We start from the raw sequence: 17,523 nt of genomic DNA on the forward strand, positions 1-17,523 counted from the left end.
TCAGGTGGTCGCGGCGCTCCAGCGCCGGGCGGCCTCCAGGACGACCTCGCGCTCGGCGACCCACCCCGGGACGGAGGCCTCGGCCGCGGCGCGGTCCGCGGGGTCGTGCGCACCGAACACGGCGGTGCCGTGCGCCACGCCGAGCACCTGCCCGGCCAGCGAGGCCGTGGAGTCGGAGTCGCCGTCGTGGTTCACGCCGATCCGCAGCGCCAGGGCGAGCGCCGCCGCCGGATCGGCCGGGTGCACCGCCTGCGCGGTGAGCGCGGCATACAGCGCGATCGCCAGGGCCTCCTCCGCGACCCAGCCCTCGCCGAGCGCGGTGGGGAGGGCGCCGGGGGCGCCGGGGTCGGCGTCGACGGTGCCGGCCAGGTCGACCGCCGCGGTCACGGCGGCGCGGGTCTCCGCGGCCTCCTCGCCCAGGCCGTCGAGCCACGCGCGGGCGTGCGCGACCGCGGCGGCCAGGTCCAGGCCGCGCAGCAGGGCCGCGATGACGAGGGCGTACGCGCCCGCCGCGACCCACGCGGTGGGGTGGCCGTGCGTGAGGACGGCCCCCTGGCGGGCGAGGGACACGACGTGCGGGTCCTCGAGCCCCGGCACCATCCCGTACGGGGCCGAGCGCATGACCGTCCCGCAGCCCTTCGAACCCGGGTTGTGCGGGTCGCCCGGCAGGCCCATCCCCGGTTCGGCGAGCCCGGTCAGGCACGCGGTGCCCGGCGCGCGGCGCACCTTCAGCTCCGCGTGCGCGTCGATCCAGCGGGGCGGGGCCGGGGGAGCGCCCTCGGGCAGCGCGCCGTCCTGCGTGGCGAACCAGCGCAGGCACGCGAGCCACACGCACGCCGCAGGATCGGCCGGGACGCCGTCGTTCTGCCACTCGATCCACTCGAGCAGGCCGTCGAGCACGTACAGCGTCAGCTGCGTGTCGTCGGTGATCGGCAGGGCGTGGGCGCCCTCCTGGGCGAGCAGGTCCGCGGCGTCGGTGACGCCGGCGGGGCCGTGCACCGCCGCGATCCCCGACGCGGGGGTGAACTCGACGACGCCGCCCAGCGCGTCCCCGGCGGCACCGGCCGCGAGGAGGGCCAGGACCCGGTCGGCGTGCTCGGGGCCGGGCAGGGGCGTGGACGAGGAGGCGGTGGGCTCGGGCGCGGTGGCGGACATGCCGCCATCGTACGAGCTGCACCGCGTCGTGCTTATCCCGTCCACACCCTCCCTAGAGTGGGCCGCATGATCCTGCTGCACACCTCGGACTGGCATCTGGGCCGGTCGTTCCACGGCACCGGGCTGCTCGAGGCCCAGGAGGAGGTCCTGGACGCCCTCGTCGCGACCGTGACGGAGCGCGGCGTGGACGCCGTCCTGCTGGCCGGGGACGTGTACGACCGCGCGCTGCCGCCGGCGGACGCCGTCCGGCTGCTGGACCGGACGCTCACCCGGCTGCACGCGGCCGGCGCCCAGGTGGTGCTCACGAGCGGCAACCACGACTCGGCGGTGCGCCTCGGCTTCGGCGGCGGACTCCTGGCGGCCGCGGGCGTGCACGTGCGCGCGGACGCGGCGGAGCTGGACCGCCCCGTGCTGCTCACCGAGCCCGGGGTCGACGGCGGCGCGGGCCAGACCGTGGCCGTCTACGGCATCCCCTACCTCGAACCGCGCCACCAGGGACCGGCCTGGGGCGTGGAGCCCCACCACACGGCCGTGCTGACGGAGGCGGTCCGCCGCGTCCACGCCGATCTGGCCGCCCGCCGCGCCGAGACGCCGGAGCCGGTGGCCGCCGTCGTGCTGGCCCACCTGTTCGCGGCCGGGGGCCACGGCTCCGAGTCCGAACGGGACATCGGCGAGGGCGAGCACGTCGAGCCGGACGCCCCGCCCGAGATGCTGGTGGGCACGCTGGGGCAGGTGCCGGTCTCCGTGTTCGACGGGCTCGACTACGCGGCCCTGGGCCACCTGCACGGCCGCCAGCGGCTGGCAGAGCACGTGCGGTACTCCGGCTCACCGCTGCCGTACTCCTTCTCCGAGGCGGGCCACCGCAAGGGCGGCTGGCTCGTCCACGTCACGGGCGGGGCCGTCACCGACGTCGAGGCCGTGGACTGGGACGCCGGACGGCGCCTGGCGGTGCTGTCCGGGCCGATCGAGGACCTGCTGGAGTCCCCGGAGTTCGCGTGGGCGGAGCAGTGCTGGGTGCAGGTCACCGTCACCGACGACGAACGCCCCGAGCGGGCCCTGGAGCGCCTGAAGACCCGGTTCCCCTCCGTGCTCGTCTTCCGCCACGAACCGGCCGGCGGGAGGCGGGCCCGGGAGCGGACCTACGCCCAGGTCCTGCGGCAGGCACCCTCGGACCACGCGCTCGCGGTCGGTTTCGTGGACCACGTCCGGCAGCGGCCGGCCAGCGGGGCCGAGCAGGACCTGCTGCGGGACGCCCTCGAGGCCGCTCGCGCGGGGGAGGTGCGCGCATGAGGATCCATCGGATGCGCCTGGAGGGGCTCGGGCCCTACGCCCAGGCGCAGGACGTCGACTTCGACCGGCTCAACGCGGGCGGCCTGTTCCTGCTGGACGGGCCCACCGGCGCGGGCAAGTCCACGGTGCTGGCCGCGCTGTGCTTCGCCCTCTACGGGACCGTGCCGGGCGGACGGTCGGCCGAGTCGCTCGTGACCACGCTGCGCGAGCCCGGCGCGGTGATCCCCGAGGTGCAGGTCGAGTTCACCGTGCAGGGCCGGCGCTTCGAGGTGGTCCGCTCGCCCAAGCACGAGCGGCCCCGCCGGAGACGCAGCGCGGCGGGCGGCGCCACCGTCACCACGCAGGCCACGGTCTCCCTGCGGGAACGCGTGGACGGGGAATGGACGGCGCCGCTCACCCGGGCGGACGAGGTCGGCCAGCAGATCGCGGCCGTCCTGCACCTGGACGCCGAGCAGTTCATGCAGGTGGTCCTGCTGCCTCAGGGACAGTTCGCCCAGTTCCTCACCGCGAAGTCGGATGAGCGCCGCGTCCTGCTGCGGCGGCTCTTCGGCACGCAGCGCTTCGACGGCGTCGAGGAGCACCTGCGCGTCGAGACGGCCCGGCTGGACACCGCGGTGGCCGTGGACGCGGACGTGGCCCGGACCGCGCGGGCACAGCTGGCCGAGGCGCTCCACGAGGCGCTCGGCCCGGACTGGCATGCGCCGGAGCCGTCACCGGACACGGACGACCGGCTGCTCGGCCTCGCCGCCGAGCGCGCAGGTCGCGCCCACGAGGACGCGCGGGCCGACCTCGCCACGGCCCGCGCCGCGGAGCAGCGGGCCCGGGTGACGGCGCGTGAGCTGGAGACCCGCGGGCGGGACCTGGCCGCGGCCGAGGCGTGGGCGAGCCGTCGACGCGACCACGACGCCGAGGCCGAGACCGCCGCGGCGCGGCGCCGCGCCGTCGACGCCCATGAGCGCGCCGGGCGGGTGCTCGCGGCCGCCCAGCGGGCCACCGCGGCGGCGGACGCCGCCGGCACCGCGTCGGAGACGGTGACGGAGGCCCTGGCGCACGTCGAGGACGAGCCGACCGCGGCGGCGTGGCTCGCCGCCGCCCGGGCGGACGGGGCCGCCGACGCGCCCGCCTCCCGCCAGGCGCTGGGGGAGGCCGAGCGCGCCGCGGAGGCGGTGGCACGCGCCGTCCAGGACCGTGCCCGGATGGGCGAGCTGGAGCAGGAGGCGGCCGCCGCGGCGGAGCGTCGGGCCGAGATCGGCCGCGACCGCGCCGCCCTGGTCGAGTCCCGCCCCGAGCGTGAGGCGGCCGTCGCGGCACACCGCGCGGCCGTCGAACGCGGCACCGAGCGTCTCGGCGCCCGGGAGGCCGTGGACCGCGCCGTGTCCGAGGCCGCCGCTCGCCGCACGGCCGCCGAGGCCGCGGCCGCCCGCGCCGTCGAGGCAGAGACCGCGGCCCGGGCCCACCGGGAGGCACAGGAGCGGCGACGCGAGGCCGCCGAACGGCACGTCGGTCTGCTGCGTGCCCGGTACGAGCAGGCCGCCTCCGAACTGGCGGAGCGGCTCGTGCCCGGCGAGCCGTGCGCCGTGTGCGGCTCGCCCGAGCACCCGGCCCCGGCCGCCACCGCGGACACCACGGTGACCGAGGCGGACGTGCGGGACGCCGAGCAGGCCCGGACCGCGGCCGACCGGGCCGCGACCGACGCCGAGACCGCCCTGCGCGCCGCCGAGCAGACCCTCCGCACGGCGCGCGAGGCCGCCGCCGGGCTCGCACCCGAGGCCGCGCGAGAGGCGCTCGAGCGCGCCGAGGCCGAACGGGCCGCGCTGGACCAGGCGGCGAAGGACCTCGCCGCGGACCGCCGGCGGCTGACCGCCGCCGAGAAGACGCTCGCCGGGGCCGACGAGACCGCCGCCGCGCTCGCGGCCGAGGACGGTCGGCTCGCCGAGGCCGCCGCCCACCGTGCCGCCCGGCTGACCGAGCTGCGGGACGCCGTCGAGGCCGCCCGCGGTGACGCCGAGACCCTCGACGCCCGCCGCGACCAGGTCACCGCCGCACGCCGGGTCCTGGCCGCCCTCGCTGCGGCGCAGGACGAGGACGCGCGCGCCCGGGCGGTCGCCGACGAGACCGACCAGGCGCTCACCGCCGCGCTGGCCGAACAGCACTTCGACGACGTCGACGCGGCGCGCGCGGCCCGCCTCGAGGAGACGGAGGCCGCCGCGCGCACGGCCGCCGTGCAGGAGTGGCACGCCGAACGGGCCCGCCTCGCCGAGCTCGAGGCGAGCGAGCCCGTCCGCCGGGGCCGCGCCCTCGCCGAGGCGGGCGTCGAGCCGCCGACCGAGGAGCAGACCCGCGCCGCCGCCGAGGCGCTCGCCGCGGCCGAGGCCGCGAGCTCGTCCCGGGCGACGGCGGTCGGGCGACTCGATTCACTCGTCGCCACGGTGCGCCGCCAGTCAGCCGCCCTGACCGAGGTCCTGGAGCGGTCCGCCGGGCTCATCGCCGAGCACACGCGGGTGCGGGGGCTGCTCGACCTCGTCCGCGGCGGCGGGGAGAACCTGCTCAAGATGCCCCTGACGAGCTACGTCCTCGCCGGGCGGCTCGAGGAGGTCGCCGCCGCGGCCACCGAGCGTCTGCTCGCCATGACGGACCAGCGGTATTCGATCGAGTACTCCGACGCCGTGGGCGGGCGCGGGAACAAGGGCCTCGAACTCGTCATCCGGGACCACTACGTGGACGAGACGCGCCACCCGGCCACGCTCTCGGGCGGCGAGACCTTCATGGCCTCCCTCGCCCTCGCCCTGGGGCTCGCGGACACCGTGCAGGCCGAAGCCGGCGGCATCGAACTGGACACGCTCTTCGTGGACGAGGGCTTCGGCTCGCTCGACGCGGACACCCTCGACGACGTCCTGGACGTCGTGGACACCCTGCGGACCGGTGGCCGGACCGTGGGCCTCGTCTCCCACGTCGAACGGATGAGGCAGGAGATCGGCGTGCGCCTCGAGGTGCGCAAGGACCGGCGCGGCTCGAGCCTCGCGGTGCACGACGGCGCCTGAGCGACGGGGGTGCGCCCCGCCGCCCCGGCCCGCGCCACGCGTGAGGTCAGGCCCGGCGCCACCGCCGGCGGAGGCGCTGCCGGAGTCGGCCGAGGCGTCCGGCGTCGAGCTCGGACGGGGCCGCCCAACGCTCCTCAGCCCGGCGCGCCTGCTCGGCCGCGCGCTCGGCCGCGACGCGCTGCGCCTCCCGCTCGGCCGCGACACGGCGCTCCTCCTGCAGGCGGCGCTCCCCGCGGACCTCGGTGAGCCGGTACAGCACGGGCACGAGCACGAGCGTGAGCAGGGTGGAGGACACCAGGCCGCCCACCACGGCCACCGCGAGGGGCTGGGAGATGAACCCCGCGTGCCCCGTGATGCCCAGGGCCATCGGGGTCATGGCCAGGACGGTGGCCAGGGCCGTCATCACCACCGGGCGCACGCGGTTGAGCGCGCCCACCTCGATCGCCTCGTCCAGGGTCATGCCGCGGTCGCGGCGGTACTGGTTGATCAGGTCGATCAGCACGATCGCGTTCGTCACCACGATGCCCACCAGCATGAGCAGCCCGATCATCGTGGACAGTCCCAGCGGCGTGCCGGTGGCCAGCAGCGCCAGGAACACGCCCGTGGCGGCGAAGGGGATCGACACGAGCAGCACGAGCGGCTGGCGCAGCGAGTTGAACGTCGCCACCATCACGACGTACACGGTTGCCACGGCGGCCAGCAGCGCCAGTCCGAGGTCCCGGAACGTCTGCGCCTGCTGCTCCGCCGCGCCGCCCACGGCCGCGGTGACGCCCTCGGGCAGGTCCAGCTCCGCCACGGCCTGCGTGACCCGGCGCGAGACGGCCCCGAGGTCCTCGTCGTCCGGGGTCACCGTGACGACGGCGGTCCGCTCGCCGTTCGAGGACGTCACCCGGGCGGGCACCGGCACTCGCGAGACCTCGGCGAGGTCCCCCAGCGGCACGGGCCCCTCGGCCGTCTCCACGGGCACCTGGCGCAGGGCGTCGAGGGACTCGACCGGCTCCGGGTCACCCAGCTGCACCGCGAAGCTCTCGAACCCGAAGCGGACGTCGCCCACGGGCACGGCCTGCAGGGCGGCGGCGGCCTGGCCGGCCACCGCCTCCTCGGTCAGGCCGAGCCGGGCGGCGGCGACGGTGTCCACGTCCACCTGGAACGTCGGGCGCAGGTCCGAAGCCGGCGTCGTCACCTCGCGGGCACCCTCGACGGGCCGCAGCGCCTCGGCGACCTGATCGGCGGCCGCGGTGAGGGCCTGCGGGTCGGGGGCGGAGACGGCCACCTCGATGTCCTGGCCGCCGCTCGGCCCCTGCTGTGTGGAGACGGACACGTCGCCCACGCCGTCGAGACCCGTGAGCTCGGCGCGCACCCCGTCCTGGAGGGCCACCTGGTCCGCATCCGGGTCGGTCACCACCGTGAACCGCGCCCGGTCCGCCGAGGAGCCGCCGAAGGCCCCCATCGGACCGGCGGTGGTGCCGGCCGTCCACTGGACCGTCTCGACGCCGTCGGTGTCCAGCAGCACCCGCTCGATGCGCTCGGCGGCGGCGGCCGTGGTCTCCAGCGACGTCCCCGGCTCCTGCTCCGCCGTGACGACGAACGAGTTCTGTCCCGAGTCGCCCAGGAGGTTCGTGGGGATCAGCGGGACCAGCGCGGCCGTGCCGGCCAGCAGCGCCAGGGCGGCGGCGAGGGTGACCACGGTGTGCCGCTGTGTCCAGCGCAGCACCGGGCGGTAGGCCCGGGTGAGCCATCCGCCGGCCGCCACGGGCCGGTCGCCGGGGACGGCGGGCGCGGCCGTGGTCTCGGCCCCGCGCCGCGGGGCGCGCAGGAACCACCAGCACAGCACCGGCACGATCGTCAGGGCGACGACGAGGGAGGCCAGCAGGGCGACCGTGGCGGTCACGGCGAAGGGCCGGAACAGCTCGCCGGCCAGGCCGCCCACGAAGGCGATGGGCAGGAACACGGCCACGGAGACCAGGGTGGAGGCGGTGATCGCGGTGGCGACCTCGCGCGTGCCGTCGAGGATCGCGGTGCGCCGGTCGGCGCCCAGGCCGAGGTGCCGGCGGATGTTCTCCACCACCACGATCGCGTCGTCCACGACCCGGCCGATCGAGATCGTCAGCGCCCCGAGCGTCAGCGTGTTGAGGGAGTAGCCGAAGGCCGCGACCCCGATGAGGGCGGCCAGCAGGGACAGCGGAATGGACACGGCGGTGACGAGGGTGGAGCGCACCGAGAGCAGGAACACGGCGATCACCAGCACGGCGAACGCCAGGCCCAGCAGGCCCTCCTGGAACAGCGTGTCGATGGACTGCTGGATGAACGGGGCCTGGTCGAACACCACGGTCAGGTCCGCGCCGCCGCCGACCAGGGACGCCAGCTCCGGCAGGGCGTCGCGCACGGCCTGCGAGACCGCCACGAGGTCGGCGTCCGGGGTCGCGGTCACGGAGACGGACAGCGTCGGCACCCCGTCGGTGCGGGTCAGGGACGTGGGGGCCGCGGCCACGAGGGTGACGTCGGCGACCTCGTCCAGGGTGCGCGGTTCGCCGTCGCCGGAGGGAGCGACGACGATCCCGCGCAGGCCCTCGAGGTCCTCGACGGCGGCGCCCGCCTGGACGGGATAGGTGGTCGCGCCCTCGGTGACCTGGCCGACGGGGAAGAGGCCGGCGTTCTCCTCGAGTGCGTCGGTGATGTCGGAGGTGGTCAGCCCGGCGGCGGCGAGCGCGGCCGGGTCCGGGACCACGGAGACGTTCTCGTCCGTGCCGCCGAGGACGTCGGCGCCCCGGACGCCGTCGATCTTCTGCAGCCGCGGGGCCAGGACGTCCTCGGCGCGGCGGCGCAGGGTGTTGAGGTCCTCGTCCCCGGACAGGGCGAGGAAGACCACCGGGAAGTCGGAGACGGAGCCCGCGAAGGACGAGGTCTCCGCCTCCTCCGGCAGCTGGGGCCCGAGGTTGGCGACCACCCGGTCCACCTGGGACCGGGCCCGGTTCAGGTCTGTGCCGTAGGCGAACTCCAGCTGGACCGCGTTGAAGCCGGACTGCGACGTGGACCGCGAGGATTCGAGCCCCTCCACGGCCTGCAGGGCCGTCTCGAGGGGCTCTCCCACCTGCGCGTCCACGACCTCGGGGGACGCCCCCGGGTAGAGCGTCGACACGGAGATGACGGGCAGCTCGAGCGGGGGGATCAGCTCCCGTTTGAGCTGCCCGGCGGAGAGGACGCCGAACACCGCGATGAACACGGTGACGAGCGCCACGAGCGCCCGCCGGCCGAGTGAGAACCGTGCGAGCGCTCCCATCACGGCGTCAGGCCAGCTTCAGTGCGGCGTCCGTGGCGGTGCGGACCTCGTCCAGCAGCGCCGGGTCGTCGTTGAGCGTGTGGCCCAGGGACGGGATGAGCTCCTTGAGCGTGCCGTCCCAGCCGGCCATCTTCGCGGGGAAGCAGCGCTCGAGCAGCTTCACCATGATGGGGGCCGCGGTGGAGGCACCGGGCGAGGCGCCGAGCAGGCCGCCGAGCGAGCCGTCCGCGTGGGTGACGACCTCGGTGCCGAACTGCAGGACGCCGCCGAAGCGGCCCTTGCGCTTCATCACCTGCACGCGCTGGCCCGCGGTGATCAGCTCCCACTCGCCGCCGTCGGCCTCCGGGTAGAACTCGTGCAGCGCGTCGATCTTCTTGTCCCGGGACTTCAGCACCTCGGTCACGAGGTACTTGGTCAGGTCCATGTTGTCCTTGGCCACGTCCAGCATCGTGCTGAGGTTGTGCGGGCGCACGGACAGCGGCAGGTCCAGGTAGGAGCCGGTCTTGAGGAAGTTCGTGGAGAACCCGGCGTAGGGGCCGAACAGCAGGGAGCGCTTGCCGTTGACGAAGCGGGTGTCCAGGTGGGGCACGGACATCGGAGGGGCGCCGACGGCGGCCTGGCCGTACACCTTGGCCATGTGCTGGTTGACCACGGACTCGTCCGTGCAGCGCAGGAACTGGCCGGAGACCGGGAAGCCGCCGAAGCCCTTGGCCTCGGGGATGCCGGACTTCTGCAGCAGGGGCAGGGCGCCGCCGCCGGCACCGACGAAGACGAAGCGGGCGCGGTCCACGAGCTCGGAGCCGGCGGCCTTGTTCTTGACCTTGACCTCCCAGCGGCCGTCCGTGCCGCGGGTGAGGCCGGTGACCTTGTGACCGAAGCGCACCTCGGCGCCGGCGCCGGCCATGGCCGTGATGAGCTGGCGGGTGAGGGAGCCGAAGTCGACGTCGGTGCCGCCGGTGTTGCGGGACGCCGCCAGGCGCTGGCCCGGCTCACGGCCCTCGATCAGCAGCGGGGCCCAGGCACGGATCTGCTCCGGGTCCTCGCTGTGCTCCATGCCGGCGAACAGCGGCTGGGCGGACATGGCCTCATAGCGGGTGCGGAGGTAGTCCGCGTGGTCGTCACCCCACACGAAGGACATGTGCGGCAGCGGGTTGATGAAGGACTTGGGGTCCTTGAGCGTGCCGTCCGCCACCAGGGAGGACCAGAACTGGCGGGTGGTCCAGAACTGCTCGTTGATGCCCAGCGCCTTGGTGACGTCCACCCGTCCGTTCTTGTCCATGGGCGAGTAGTTCAGCTCGCACAGGGCGGCGTGGCCGGTGCCCGCGTTGTTCCACGGGTCGGAGGACTCCAGGCCGGCCTGATCGAGGCTCTCGTACAGGGCGATGGACCAGGTGGGCTCGAGCTTCTGCAGCAGCACGCCCAGGGTGGCGCTCATGATGCCGCCGCCGATCAGGACGACGTCGTGGGTGGCGGTGGACGAGGTGGTGGGCACGGTCAACTCCTGAAGCAGAACGACGGCGGGTGGGCGCAGTGCGACCAGGCCGAGCAGTGGCGGTCGGGCCGGGCGCCGTGATCTCCCACTGTACTACCGGTGCGTTCAGCCTTCGGTCAGCCTGACGCGCGAGAAGGGCTCGTCCAGCTGCGGCGACGTCGGGTAGGAGGCCACGCGCGGGCCGGTGGCCAGGGCCGAGATCGGATAGACCAGCGGCAGCGCCGGCAGGTCGAGGGCCATGGCCCGGACGACGCGGCGGAACAGGGCGCGGCGCGCGTCGTCGTCGGTCTCGGCCGCGGCCGCGTCCACGTCCTCGACGACGCGCGGGTTGCGGTAGCCGGTCTCGGCGCGGCCCGAGCGCGCGAAGGGCTCGAGGAACGCGTGCGGGTCGCGGTAGTCGCCGGTGCGGCCCATCAGGTGCAGGGCTCGGGTGGGTCGGGAGACGACGGCGTGCAGGTAGTCCTGGTCCTCCGGCACGGGCACGGGCACGATGTGCATCCCCACCGCGCCGAGGTCGCGGGCGACCATCGCGTAGACCCGCTCCGGCTCGGGCAGGGAGGGGCGGGCCGTGCCGGCCGGGTAGAGGAACTCCAACGGCTCCCCGTCGTATCCCGCCAGGCCGAGGAACTCGCGGGCCCGGCCCGGGTTGACGTCGTAGCGCCGCGCCTCCTCGTCGCCGACGCCGAGGGAGGGGGGGACGAGGTCGTGGGCCAGGCGGGTGCCCTCGAGGAAGACGTCGCTGCCGGCGATGCGCGGGCGGTCCACCGCGTACGCGATCGCCTGGCGCAGGTACTGCGAGCGCACGCTCGGGTGGTCCAGGTTCATGCCCACGTAGAGCACGCCCAGGGGGTCCCGGGGCAGCACCTGGGTGCCGGCCTCGACGAGGGGGCGCAGCTGGCCGGGGGCGACGACGTCGATCACATCCGCCGTGCCGCGCCGCAGCTCCCGCAGGCGCACGGAGGCCCGACCCCACGCCTGCACGGCCACCGGGTACGCCGCCGGATCGGAGCCGCGGTGGCGGGCGCTGGGGACCAGGATCGTCGCGCCCGAGGCGCCCGGGTGGGCGCGCGTGAGCTCGGCGGTCTCCGCGGCGTCGGCCCAGCGGTAGGGGCCGGTGCCGGCGGGGGGGGTGACCTCGGAGCCGTCCACGTCGACCGTGCGGTCCCACGAGGCCGGCGAGGAGATCGCGAAGGCCGGCGAGGCCAGCGCGGCCGCGAGGTGACGGCGGGGGGAGTGCAGGCGCAGCCGCACCTCGAGCTCTCCGCGGGCCTCGACGCCGGCGAAGGCGGAGTCCGCGTCCCCGGCGTATCCGCCGAAGGCCGAGACGAACGAGGAGGGCGGGGCGACGGTCCCGTCCACGGGCGCAGGGGCGGAGGCCCACCGCTCGATGTTCGCGACCACGGCGGCGGCGTCGCACGGCTCGCCGTCGTCGAACACCACCCCGGAGACCAGGTGGAACGTGTGGAGGCGGCCGCCGTCGGACTCCTCGTGCCGCTCGGCGAGGCGGGGCGTGGGGGCGCCGGTGTCCGCGTCCACGCCGAGCAGCGTCTCGAAGACCTGGCGGATCAGACGGAAGGACTCGACGTCCAGCGCGCGGGCCGGATCCCGCGTCAGCGCCCGCGCCGGGGCGCCGACCACGAGCAGCCGGCTCGGGCCCGAGGAGGTCGGGGCGGCGGAGGACGGCGCCGCGGGCGACGTCGCGCAGCCGGCCACGCCCAGGCCGAGCAGGCCCAGGCCCCCGCCGAGGAAGGCGCGGCGAGTGGGCTGCATGGCGGCCTCCTGTGGCGGGTGACGTCGGGGTCGGGCGGGCCCGGGGAGTGCGGGCGGGGGGACTCGAACCCCCACGTCCAGGACACTGGAACCTAAATCCAGCGCGTCTACCAGTTCCGCCACGCCCGCGCACACCCCGCGCGGGCGGGGCGAGGCCCGATCCTACCGTGCGGCGCCCGGGCGCGGCGGGCGGGGATCAGGCCTCGTCGAGGCCGAGGGTGCGGCGCAGTCGGGCCACGTGGCCGGTCGCCTTCACGTTGTACTGCGCGTGGGTGACCTTCCCGTCCGGGCCGACGACGATCGTGGAGCGGATCAGACCCTCGAAGGTCCGCCCGTAGTTCTTCTTCTCACCCCAGGCGCCGTAGGCCTCGGCCACCGCGTGGTCCTCGTCCGAGAGCAGGGGGAACGTCAGGCCCTCCTGCTCGGCGAACCGGATGATCTTGCCGATCGGGTCGGGGGAGATCCCCAGGACGACGTAGCCGGCCGCGGTCAGGGAGGCGAGGCTGTCCCGGAAGTCGCAGGCCTGCGTGGTGCAGCCGGGCGTGGACGCGGCCGGGTAGAAGTAGACGATCGTGTGCTTGCCCGCGCTGTCGCGCAGCGAGACGGGCCGGCCCTCCTGGTCCTGGAGGGTGAACGCGGGTGCCGTGTCGCCGGGCTGGAGGCGGTGCTGGGTCGTGTCGGTCATGGGCCCCAGCCTACGGTGGGCCCGGGCGGGGAGCGGGGACGACGAAGGCCCCGTCTCCGTGGAGACGGGGCCTTCGCTTCGGTGGGTGCACCCCCCGGGACTCGAACCCGGAACCTGCTGATTAAGAGTCAGATGCTCTACCGGTTGAGCTAGAGGTGCAGGTGCCGCACCGCCTCTCGGATCTCTCCGGTGCGCCGTGCAACGAGGTGAAACCCTACCAGGGGTTTCAGACGCCGCGCAAATCGGGGGGCGTGACGTCCGTCGCGTCCGTCTCCGGGGTCGCGTAGAGGCGGTCCAGTTCGTCCATGAAGGCGGTCATGAAGGCGTGGAAGTCGGTGGCGTCCTCGGCCTGGTCGAGCTCCGCGGTGCCGTCCTCCGTGAGGTCGCCCACCGGCACCCGCGTGTGCTCCGGGACGTCGAACCACGTCCGGAAGCCCGTGACGGTCTCCACCTGATAGCCGCTGCCCGTGTCCGCCACGGTGGCCACGTTGGCCAGGCCCACCTCGACGACGTCGGCGCGGTCCGTGGAGGCCTCGGTCACCGGGCCGTGCGGGTCGTCCTCGGCCACGCCCGGCGCGCGGCGGTCGTGGTCGTCCGGGGTGGAGGTGGGGTCGAACGGGCACAGCAGCATCTCGAGCGGCTGGTGGCGGTAGCCGATCACGAGGGGGGAGGAGGAGCCCGAGGGCTGGCCGTAGACGACGTTGTAGTCGCCGTGGTTGAACACGCGCGCATCGAAGACGCGGCGCAGCCGTCTGTGCAGGGTGGGCGTGTCCATGGGCCCAACGTACGCGGACCCGTCCGCGCGTGTCATGCTGCGGCACCCGTCACACGGGGACGTCGCGTCGGCCCGGTGGCGCCGTGCTCACTAGACTCCGCGGCATGGACTCCGCCGCGTCGACTCCCAGCACCCCGTCCGCCGCTCCCGACATCAAGCCGCGCTCGCGCGACGTCACCGACGGGATGGAGCGCACCGCCGCCCGCGGCATGCTCCGCGCGGTCGGCATGGGGGACGAGGACTTCGGCAAGCCGCAGATCGGCATCGCGTCGTCCTGGAACGAGATCACTCCCTGCAACCTCTCCCTGGACCGCCTCGCCCAGGCCTCGAAGGACGGCGTCCACGCCGCCGGCGGATATCCGCTGGAGTTCGGCACGGTCTCCGTCTCGGACGGCATCTCCATGGGCCACGAGGGCATGCACTTCTCGCTCGTCTCCCGCGAGGTGATCGCGGACTCGGTGGAGACCGTGATGATGGCCGAGCGCCTGGACGGCTCCGTCCTGCTCGCCGGCTGCGACAAGTCGCTGCCGGGCATGCTCATGGCCGCCGCCCGCCTGGACCTGGCGTCCGTGTTCGTCTACGCCGGCTCGATCATGCCGGGCGTGGCCCGCCTGACCGACGGCACCGAGAGGCAGGTGACCATCATCGACGCCTTCGAGGCGGTCGGCGCCTGCGCCCGCGGTCTCATGTCCGAGGAGGACCTGCTCCGCATCGAGAAGTCCATCGCCCCGGGTGAGGGCGCCTGCGGCGGCATGTACACCGCCAACACCATGGCCTCCATCGGTGAGGCCCTCGGCATGTCCCTGCCCGGTTCCGCCGCCGCCCCCTCCGCGGACCGCCGCCGCGACGCCTTCGCGCGCCGCTCCGGCGAGGCCGTGGTGAACATGCTCCGCCAGGGCATCACGGCCCGGGACATCATGACCAAGCCCGCGTTCGAGAACGCGATCGCCGTGACCATGGCGTTCGGCGGCTCCACCAACGCCGTGCTGCACCTGCTCGCCATCGCCCGGGAGGCGGGCGTGGACCTGCAGCTGTCCGACTTCAACCGCATCGCCGACCGCACCCCGCACATCGCCGACCTCAAGCCGTTCGGTCAGTACGTCATGACGGACGTGGACCGCATCGGCGGCGTCCCGGTGGTCATGAAGGCCCTGCTGGACGAGGGCCTGCTGCACGGGGACACCCTCACCGTCACCGGCAAGACCCTCGCCGAGAACCTGGCCGCGCTCGATCCGGACCCGGTGGACGGCAAGGTCATCCGGACCATGGACGACGCGCTGCACCCCAACGGCGGCATCGCGATCCTCCACGGCTCGCTGGCCCCGGAGGGCGCTGTCGTGAAGTCCGCCGGCTTCGATGCGGACGTCTTCGAGGGCACCGCGCGCGTCTTCGACCGGGAGCGCGCCGCCATGGACGCCCTCGAGGACGGGACCATCGCCGCCGGCGACGTGGTGGTCATCCGCTATGAGGGGCCGAAGGGCGGCCCGGGCATGCGCGAGATGCTCGCGATCACCGGCGCGATCAAGGGGGCGGGTCTGGGCAAGGACGTCCTGCTGATCACCGACGGGCGCTTCTCCGGCGGCACCACCGGCCTGTGCATCGGCCACATCGCCCCCGAGGCCGCCGAGGGAGGGCCGATCGGGCTGGTGCAGGACGGCGACCGCATCCGCGTGGACATCGCCGGACGCACCATGGACCTGCTCGTGGACGAGGCCGAGCTCGCCGCCCGCCGCGAGTCCTGGGAGCCGGTGGAGCCGAAGTTCACCACGGGCGTGCTGGGTAAGTACGCCAAGCTGGTGCACTCCGCCGCCGAGGGCGCCTACCTGGGCTGAGGCCCGGTCGGCCCGCACGCCGAGACGAGCAGAGGATGAGCATGCACGCGATCGACGCCCGGGCCGGGGGACCCGCGCCGCGTCCCGGGCGGGAGGCGCGCTGATGGAGGTCGTCATCCTGCCCGACGCCGCCGCCCTGGGCCGGCACGGCGCGGACGCGGTGGCCGCCCACGTGGCGGCCCGTCCCGAGGCCGTCCTGGGGCTGGCCACCGGCTCCTCGCCCCTGCCCGTCTACGACGAGCTCGCCCGCCGGGTCCGGGACGGGGAGCTGTCCCTGCGCTCCTGCCGCGCGTTCCTGCTGGACGAGTACGTCGGCCTGCCCGCGGGACACCCCGAGTCCTACCGCACCGTGATCGAGCGGGAGTTCGTCGTGCGCACGGACATCGCCCCGGAGGCCGTGCACGGTCCGGACGGCGGGGCGGCGGACGTCCCGGGCGCCTGCGCCGCCTACGAGGAGGCGCTGCGCGAGGCCGGCGGCGTGGACGTGCAGCTGCTCGGCGTGGGCACGGACGGGCACATCGCGTTCAACGAGCCCGGCTCCTCCCTCGCCTCCCGCACGCGCATCAAGGTGCTCGCCGAGCAGACCCGGCGGGACAACGCCCGCTTCTTCGACGGCGACCTCGACCAGGTCCCGACCCACTGCCTCACCCAGGGCGTGGGCACGATCCTCGACGCCCGACACCTGGTCCTGCTGGCCCGGGGCGAGGGCAAGGCCGAGGCGGTGCGGCAGCTCGTGGAGGGCCCCGTGAGCGCGCGCTGGCCGGTCACGGCCCTGCAGCTGCACCCGCATGTGACCGTCCTCGTGGACGAGGCCGCCGCAGGGCGACTCGAGCTCGCGGGGGAGTACCGCCACATGTGGGAGGCCAAGCCGTCCTGGCAGGGCCTCTGAGCGCCCCTCGTCCATCGACCCGCCCACCCCGGAAGGTGCATCCGTGCCCGCCTCGGTCCCTCACCGGCCGCGCGCCGAGCAGGCGCCGCAGGCCGCCGCGTCCCCGTCGGTGCTGCGCGCGGACCGCGTCCATGACGGCGAGCGCCTCGGCGGCCCCGGCTGGATCGCCCTGGCCGAGGGCCGGGTGGTGGCCGTCGGGACCGGGGACCCGCCGCGCACCCACGGCCCCGTCCACGACCTCGGCGACGCCCTCCTCGCTCCCGGCTGCGTGGACGTGCACTGCCACGGCGGCGGCGGACACGCCGTCGAGTCCGGCGCGGCCGCGGCACGCGCGGCGGCCGCGGCCCACGCCCGCGCGGGCACGACCACGGTGGTGGCCTCCCTCGTCACGGACGAGGTCGACGCGCTCGCGGCGCAGCTGACGGCCCTGACGCCCCTGTGCGCAGAGGGGGTGCTGGCCGGCGTGCACCTCGAGGGTCCCTGGCTCTCGCCCCTGCACCGCGGCGCGCACCGGGCCGCGTCGCTGCGGGCGCCGGAGCCCGAGGACGTCGCTCGCCTCGTCGAGGTCGGCGCGGGCCACCTGGCGATGGTCACGCTGGCCCCCGAGCTGTCCGGGGCCCTCGACGCGGTGGGCCGGCTGGCGGAGGCGGGCGTCGTCGTCGCGATCGGCCACACGGACGCCTCCTACGAGACCACGCGCGCGGCGATCGACGCGGGGGCGCGGATGGCCACGCACCTGCACAACGCGTGCCGGCCCACCCACCATCGCGAGCCCGGGCCGGCCGTCGCCCTGCTGGAGGACCCGCGCGTGGGGATCGAGACCATCGTGGACGGCGTCCACCTGCATGCGGCCACGGTGCGGCGGGTCGCCCGGGAGGCCGGGGAGCGGTGGATCCTCGTCTCGGACTCCATGGCCGCCGCCGGCTGCGGCGACGGCGAGTTCCCCCTCGGGCCGCTGCGGGTCCGGGTCCACGACGGCGTCGCGCGGGTGGTCGGCGCGGACGGCGCAGCCGGGGCCATCGCCGGGTCCACGGCCACGGTCACCGGCTCGGTGCGCTCCGCCGTCGTCGCCGGGGTCGACCTCGACGCCGCGCTGCGGGCGGCGACGGCCGCGCCCGCGGACGCCCTGGGGCTTCCCGACGTCGGCCGGCTCCGAGCCGGGAGCCGAGCGGACGCCGTCGTCTTCGGCCCGGAGCTCGAGGTGCGCGGGGTGCTCCGTCACGGAACGTGGGTGGACGCGGCCGCCCCCTCGGCGGCTGACTAGGTGTTGTGGGTCATGAGGTTCTTGGCACGAGGGCCGGACTGAGATGAGAC

At 75.3% G+C, this 17,523-nt stretch carries 11 protein-coding genes and 2 tRNA genes; 5 read left to right on the forward strand and 8 right to left on the reverse strand.

Annotated elements, in window-relative coordinates; genetic code table 11:
• The gene (locus NR072_RS04680) at positions 1-1,155 is read right to left on the reverse strand and encodes an ADP-ribosylglycohydrolase family protein (RefSeq protein ID WP_134416605.1); all 1,155 of its coding nucleotides are present in this window, start codon (positions 1,153-1,155) and stop codon (positions 1-3) included.
• Between the two features lie 66 nt (positions 1,156-1,221).
• Here NR072_RS04680 and NR072_RS04685 point away from each other — a divergent pair, with 66 nt between their 5' ends.
• Together NR072_RS04685 and NR072_RS04690 are read left to right on the forward strand one after the other, a co-directional pair.
• Positions 1,222-2,445 (forward strand): exonuclease SbcCD subunit D, encoded by a 1,224-nt coding sequence (locus NR072_RS04685; RefSeq protein ID WP_069941941.1) that lies wholly within the window; start codon positions 1,222-1,224, stop codon positions 2,443-2,445.
• Positions 2,442-5,486, forward strand: a complete 3,045-nt coding sequence (locus NR072_RS04690) for an AAA family ATPase (protein WP_119217399.1) — start codon at positions 2,442-2,444, stop codon at positions 5,484-5,486. The genes NR072_RS04685 and NR072_RS04690 overlap by 4 nt, the downstream gene beginning before the upstream one ends.
• A 46-nt stretch (positions 5,487-5,532) precedes the next feature.
• Here the strand turns inward: NR072_RS04690 and NR072_RS04695 are convergent, their stop codons facing one another.
• The 7 genes from NR072_RS04695 to NR072_RS04725 form a co-directional block, all read right to left on the reverse strand.
• Positions 5,533-8,766 carry an efflux RND transporter permease subunit gene (locus NR072_RS04695; RefSeq protein WP_134416607.1) on the reverse strand — a complete coding sequence of 1,078 codons (3,234 nt, stop codon included), beginning with the start codon at positions 8,764-8,766 and terminating at the stop codon, positions 5,533-5,535.
• Between the two features lie 7 nt (positions 8,767-8,773).
• Positions 8,774-10,264 carry a malate:quinone oxidoreductase gene (locus NR072_RS04700; RefSeq protein WP_220478808.1) on the reverse strand — a complete coding sequence of 497 codons (1,491 nt, stop codon included), beginning with the start codon at positions 10,262-10,264 and terminating at the stop codon, positions 8,774-8,776.
• A 99-nt stretch (positions 10,265-10,363) separates the two neighbouring features.
• Positions 10,364-12,028 (reverse strand): ABC transporter substrate-binding protein, encoded by a 1,665-nt coding sequence (locus NR072_RS04705; protein ID WP_256836342.1) that lies wholly within the window; start codon positions 12,026-12,028, stop codon positions 10,364-10,366.
• Between the two features lie 48 nt (positions 12,029-12,076).
• A tRNA-Leu gene (locus NR072_RS04710) sits at positions 12,077-12,157 on the reverse strand.
• 67 nt (positions 12,158-12,224) lie between these two features.
• Complete coding sequence (gene bcp / locus NR072_RS04715) at positions 12,225-12,713, reverse strand: thioredoxin-dependent thiol peroxidase (protein ID WP_010078986.1); 489 nt, start codon at positions 12,711-12,713, stop codon at positions 12,225-12,227.
• Between the two features lie 86 nt (positions 12,714-12,799).
• Positions 12,800-12,872: transfer RNA gene (locus NR072_RS04720), tRNA-Lys, on the reverse strand.
• 67 nt (positions 12,873-12,939) lie between these two features.
• Positions 12,940-13,488, reverse strand: coding sequence for a hypothetical protein (locus tag NR072_RS04725; protein ID WP_095353806.1), 549 nt, complete (start codon positions 13,486-13,488; stop codon positions 12,940-12,942).
• 104 nt (positions 13,489-13,592) lie between these two features.
• On the opposite strand from NR072_RS04725, the gene ilvD reads away from it, so the two are divergent.
• The 3 genes from ilvD to NR072_RS04740 all read left to right on the forward strand — a co-directional run bounded on the left by ilvD (position 13,593) and on the right by NR072_RS04740 (position 17,473).
• Positions 13,593-15,320: a dihydroxy-acid dehydratase gene (gene ilvD / locus NR072_RS04730; protein ID WP_036382119.1), complete on the forward strand. Its 1,728-nt coding sequence runs from the start codon at positions 13,593-13,595 to the stop codon at positions 15,318-15,320.
• Positions 15,321-15,423: 103 nt separating this feature from the next.
• The gene (nagB, locus tag NR072_RS04735) at positions 15,424-16,209 is read left to right on the forward strand and encodes a glucosamine-6-phosphate deaminase (protein WP_036382115.1); all 786 of its coding nucleotides are present in this window, start codon (positions 15,424-15,426) and stop codon (positions 16,207-16,209) included.
• 43 nt (positions 16,210-16,252) lie between these two features.
• A complete protein-coding gene (locus NR072_RS04740; protein ID WP_134416613.1) occupies positions 16,253-17,473 on the forward strand; it encodes an N-acetylglucosamine-6-phosphate deacetylase in 1,221 nt (406 codons plus the stop codon).
• Positions 17,474-17,523: the final 50 nt, after the last annotated feature.

Source organism: Micrococcus sp. Mcc89 (genome assembly GCF_024519795.1).
In the GTDB taxonomy this organism is placed as follows: domain Bacteria; phylum Actinomycetota; class Actinomycetes; order Actinomycetales; family Micrococcaceae; genus Micrococcus; species Micrococcus luteus.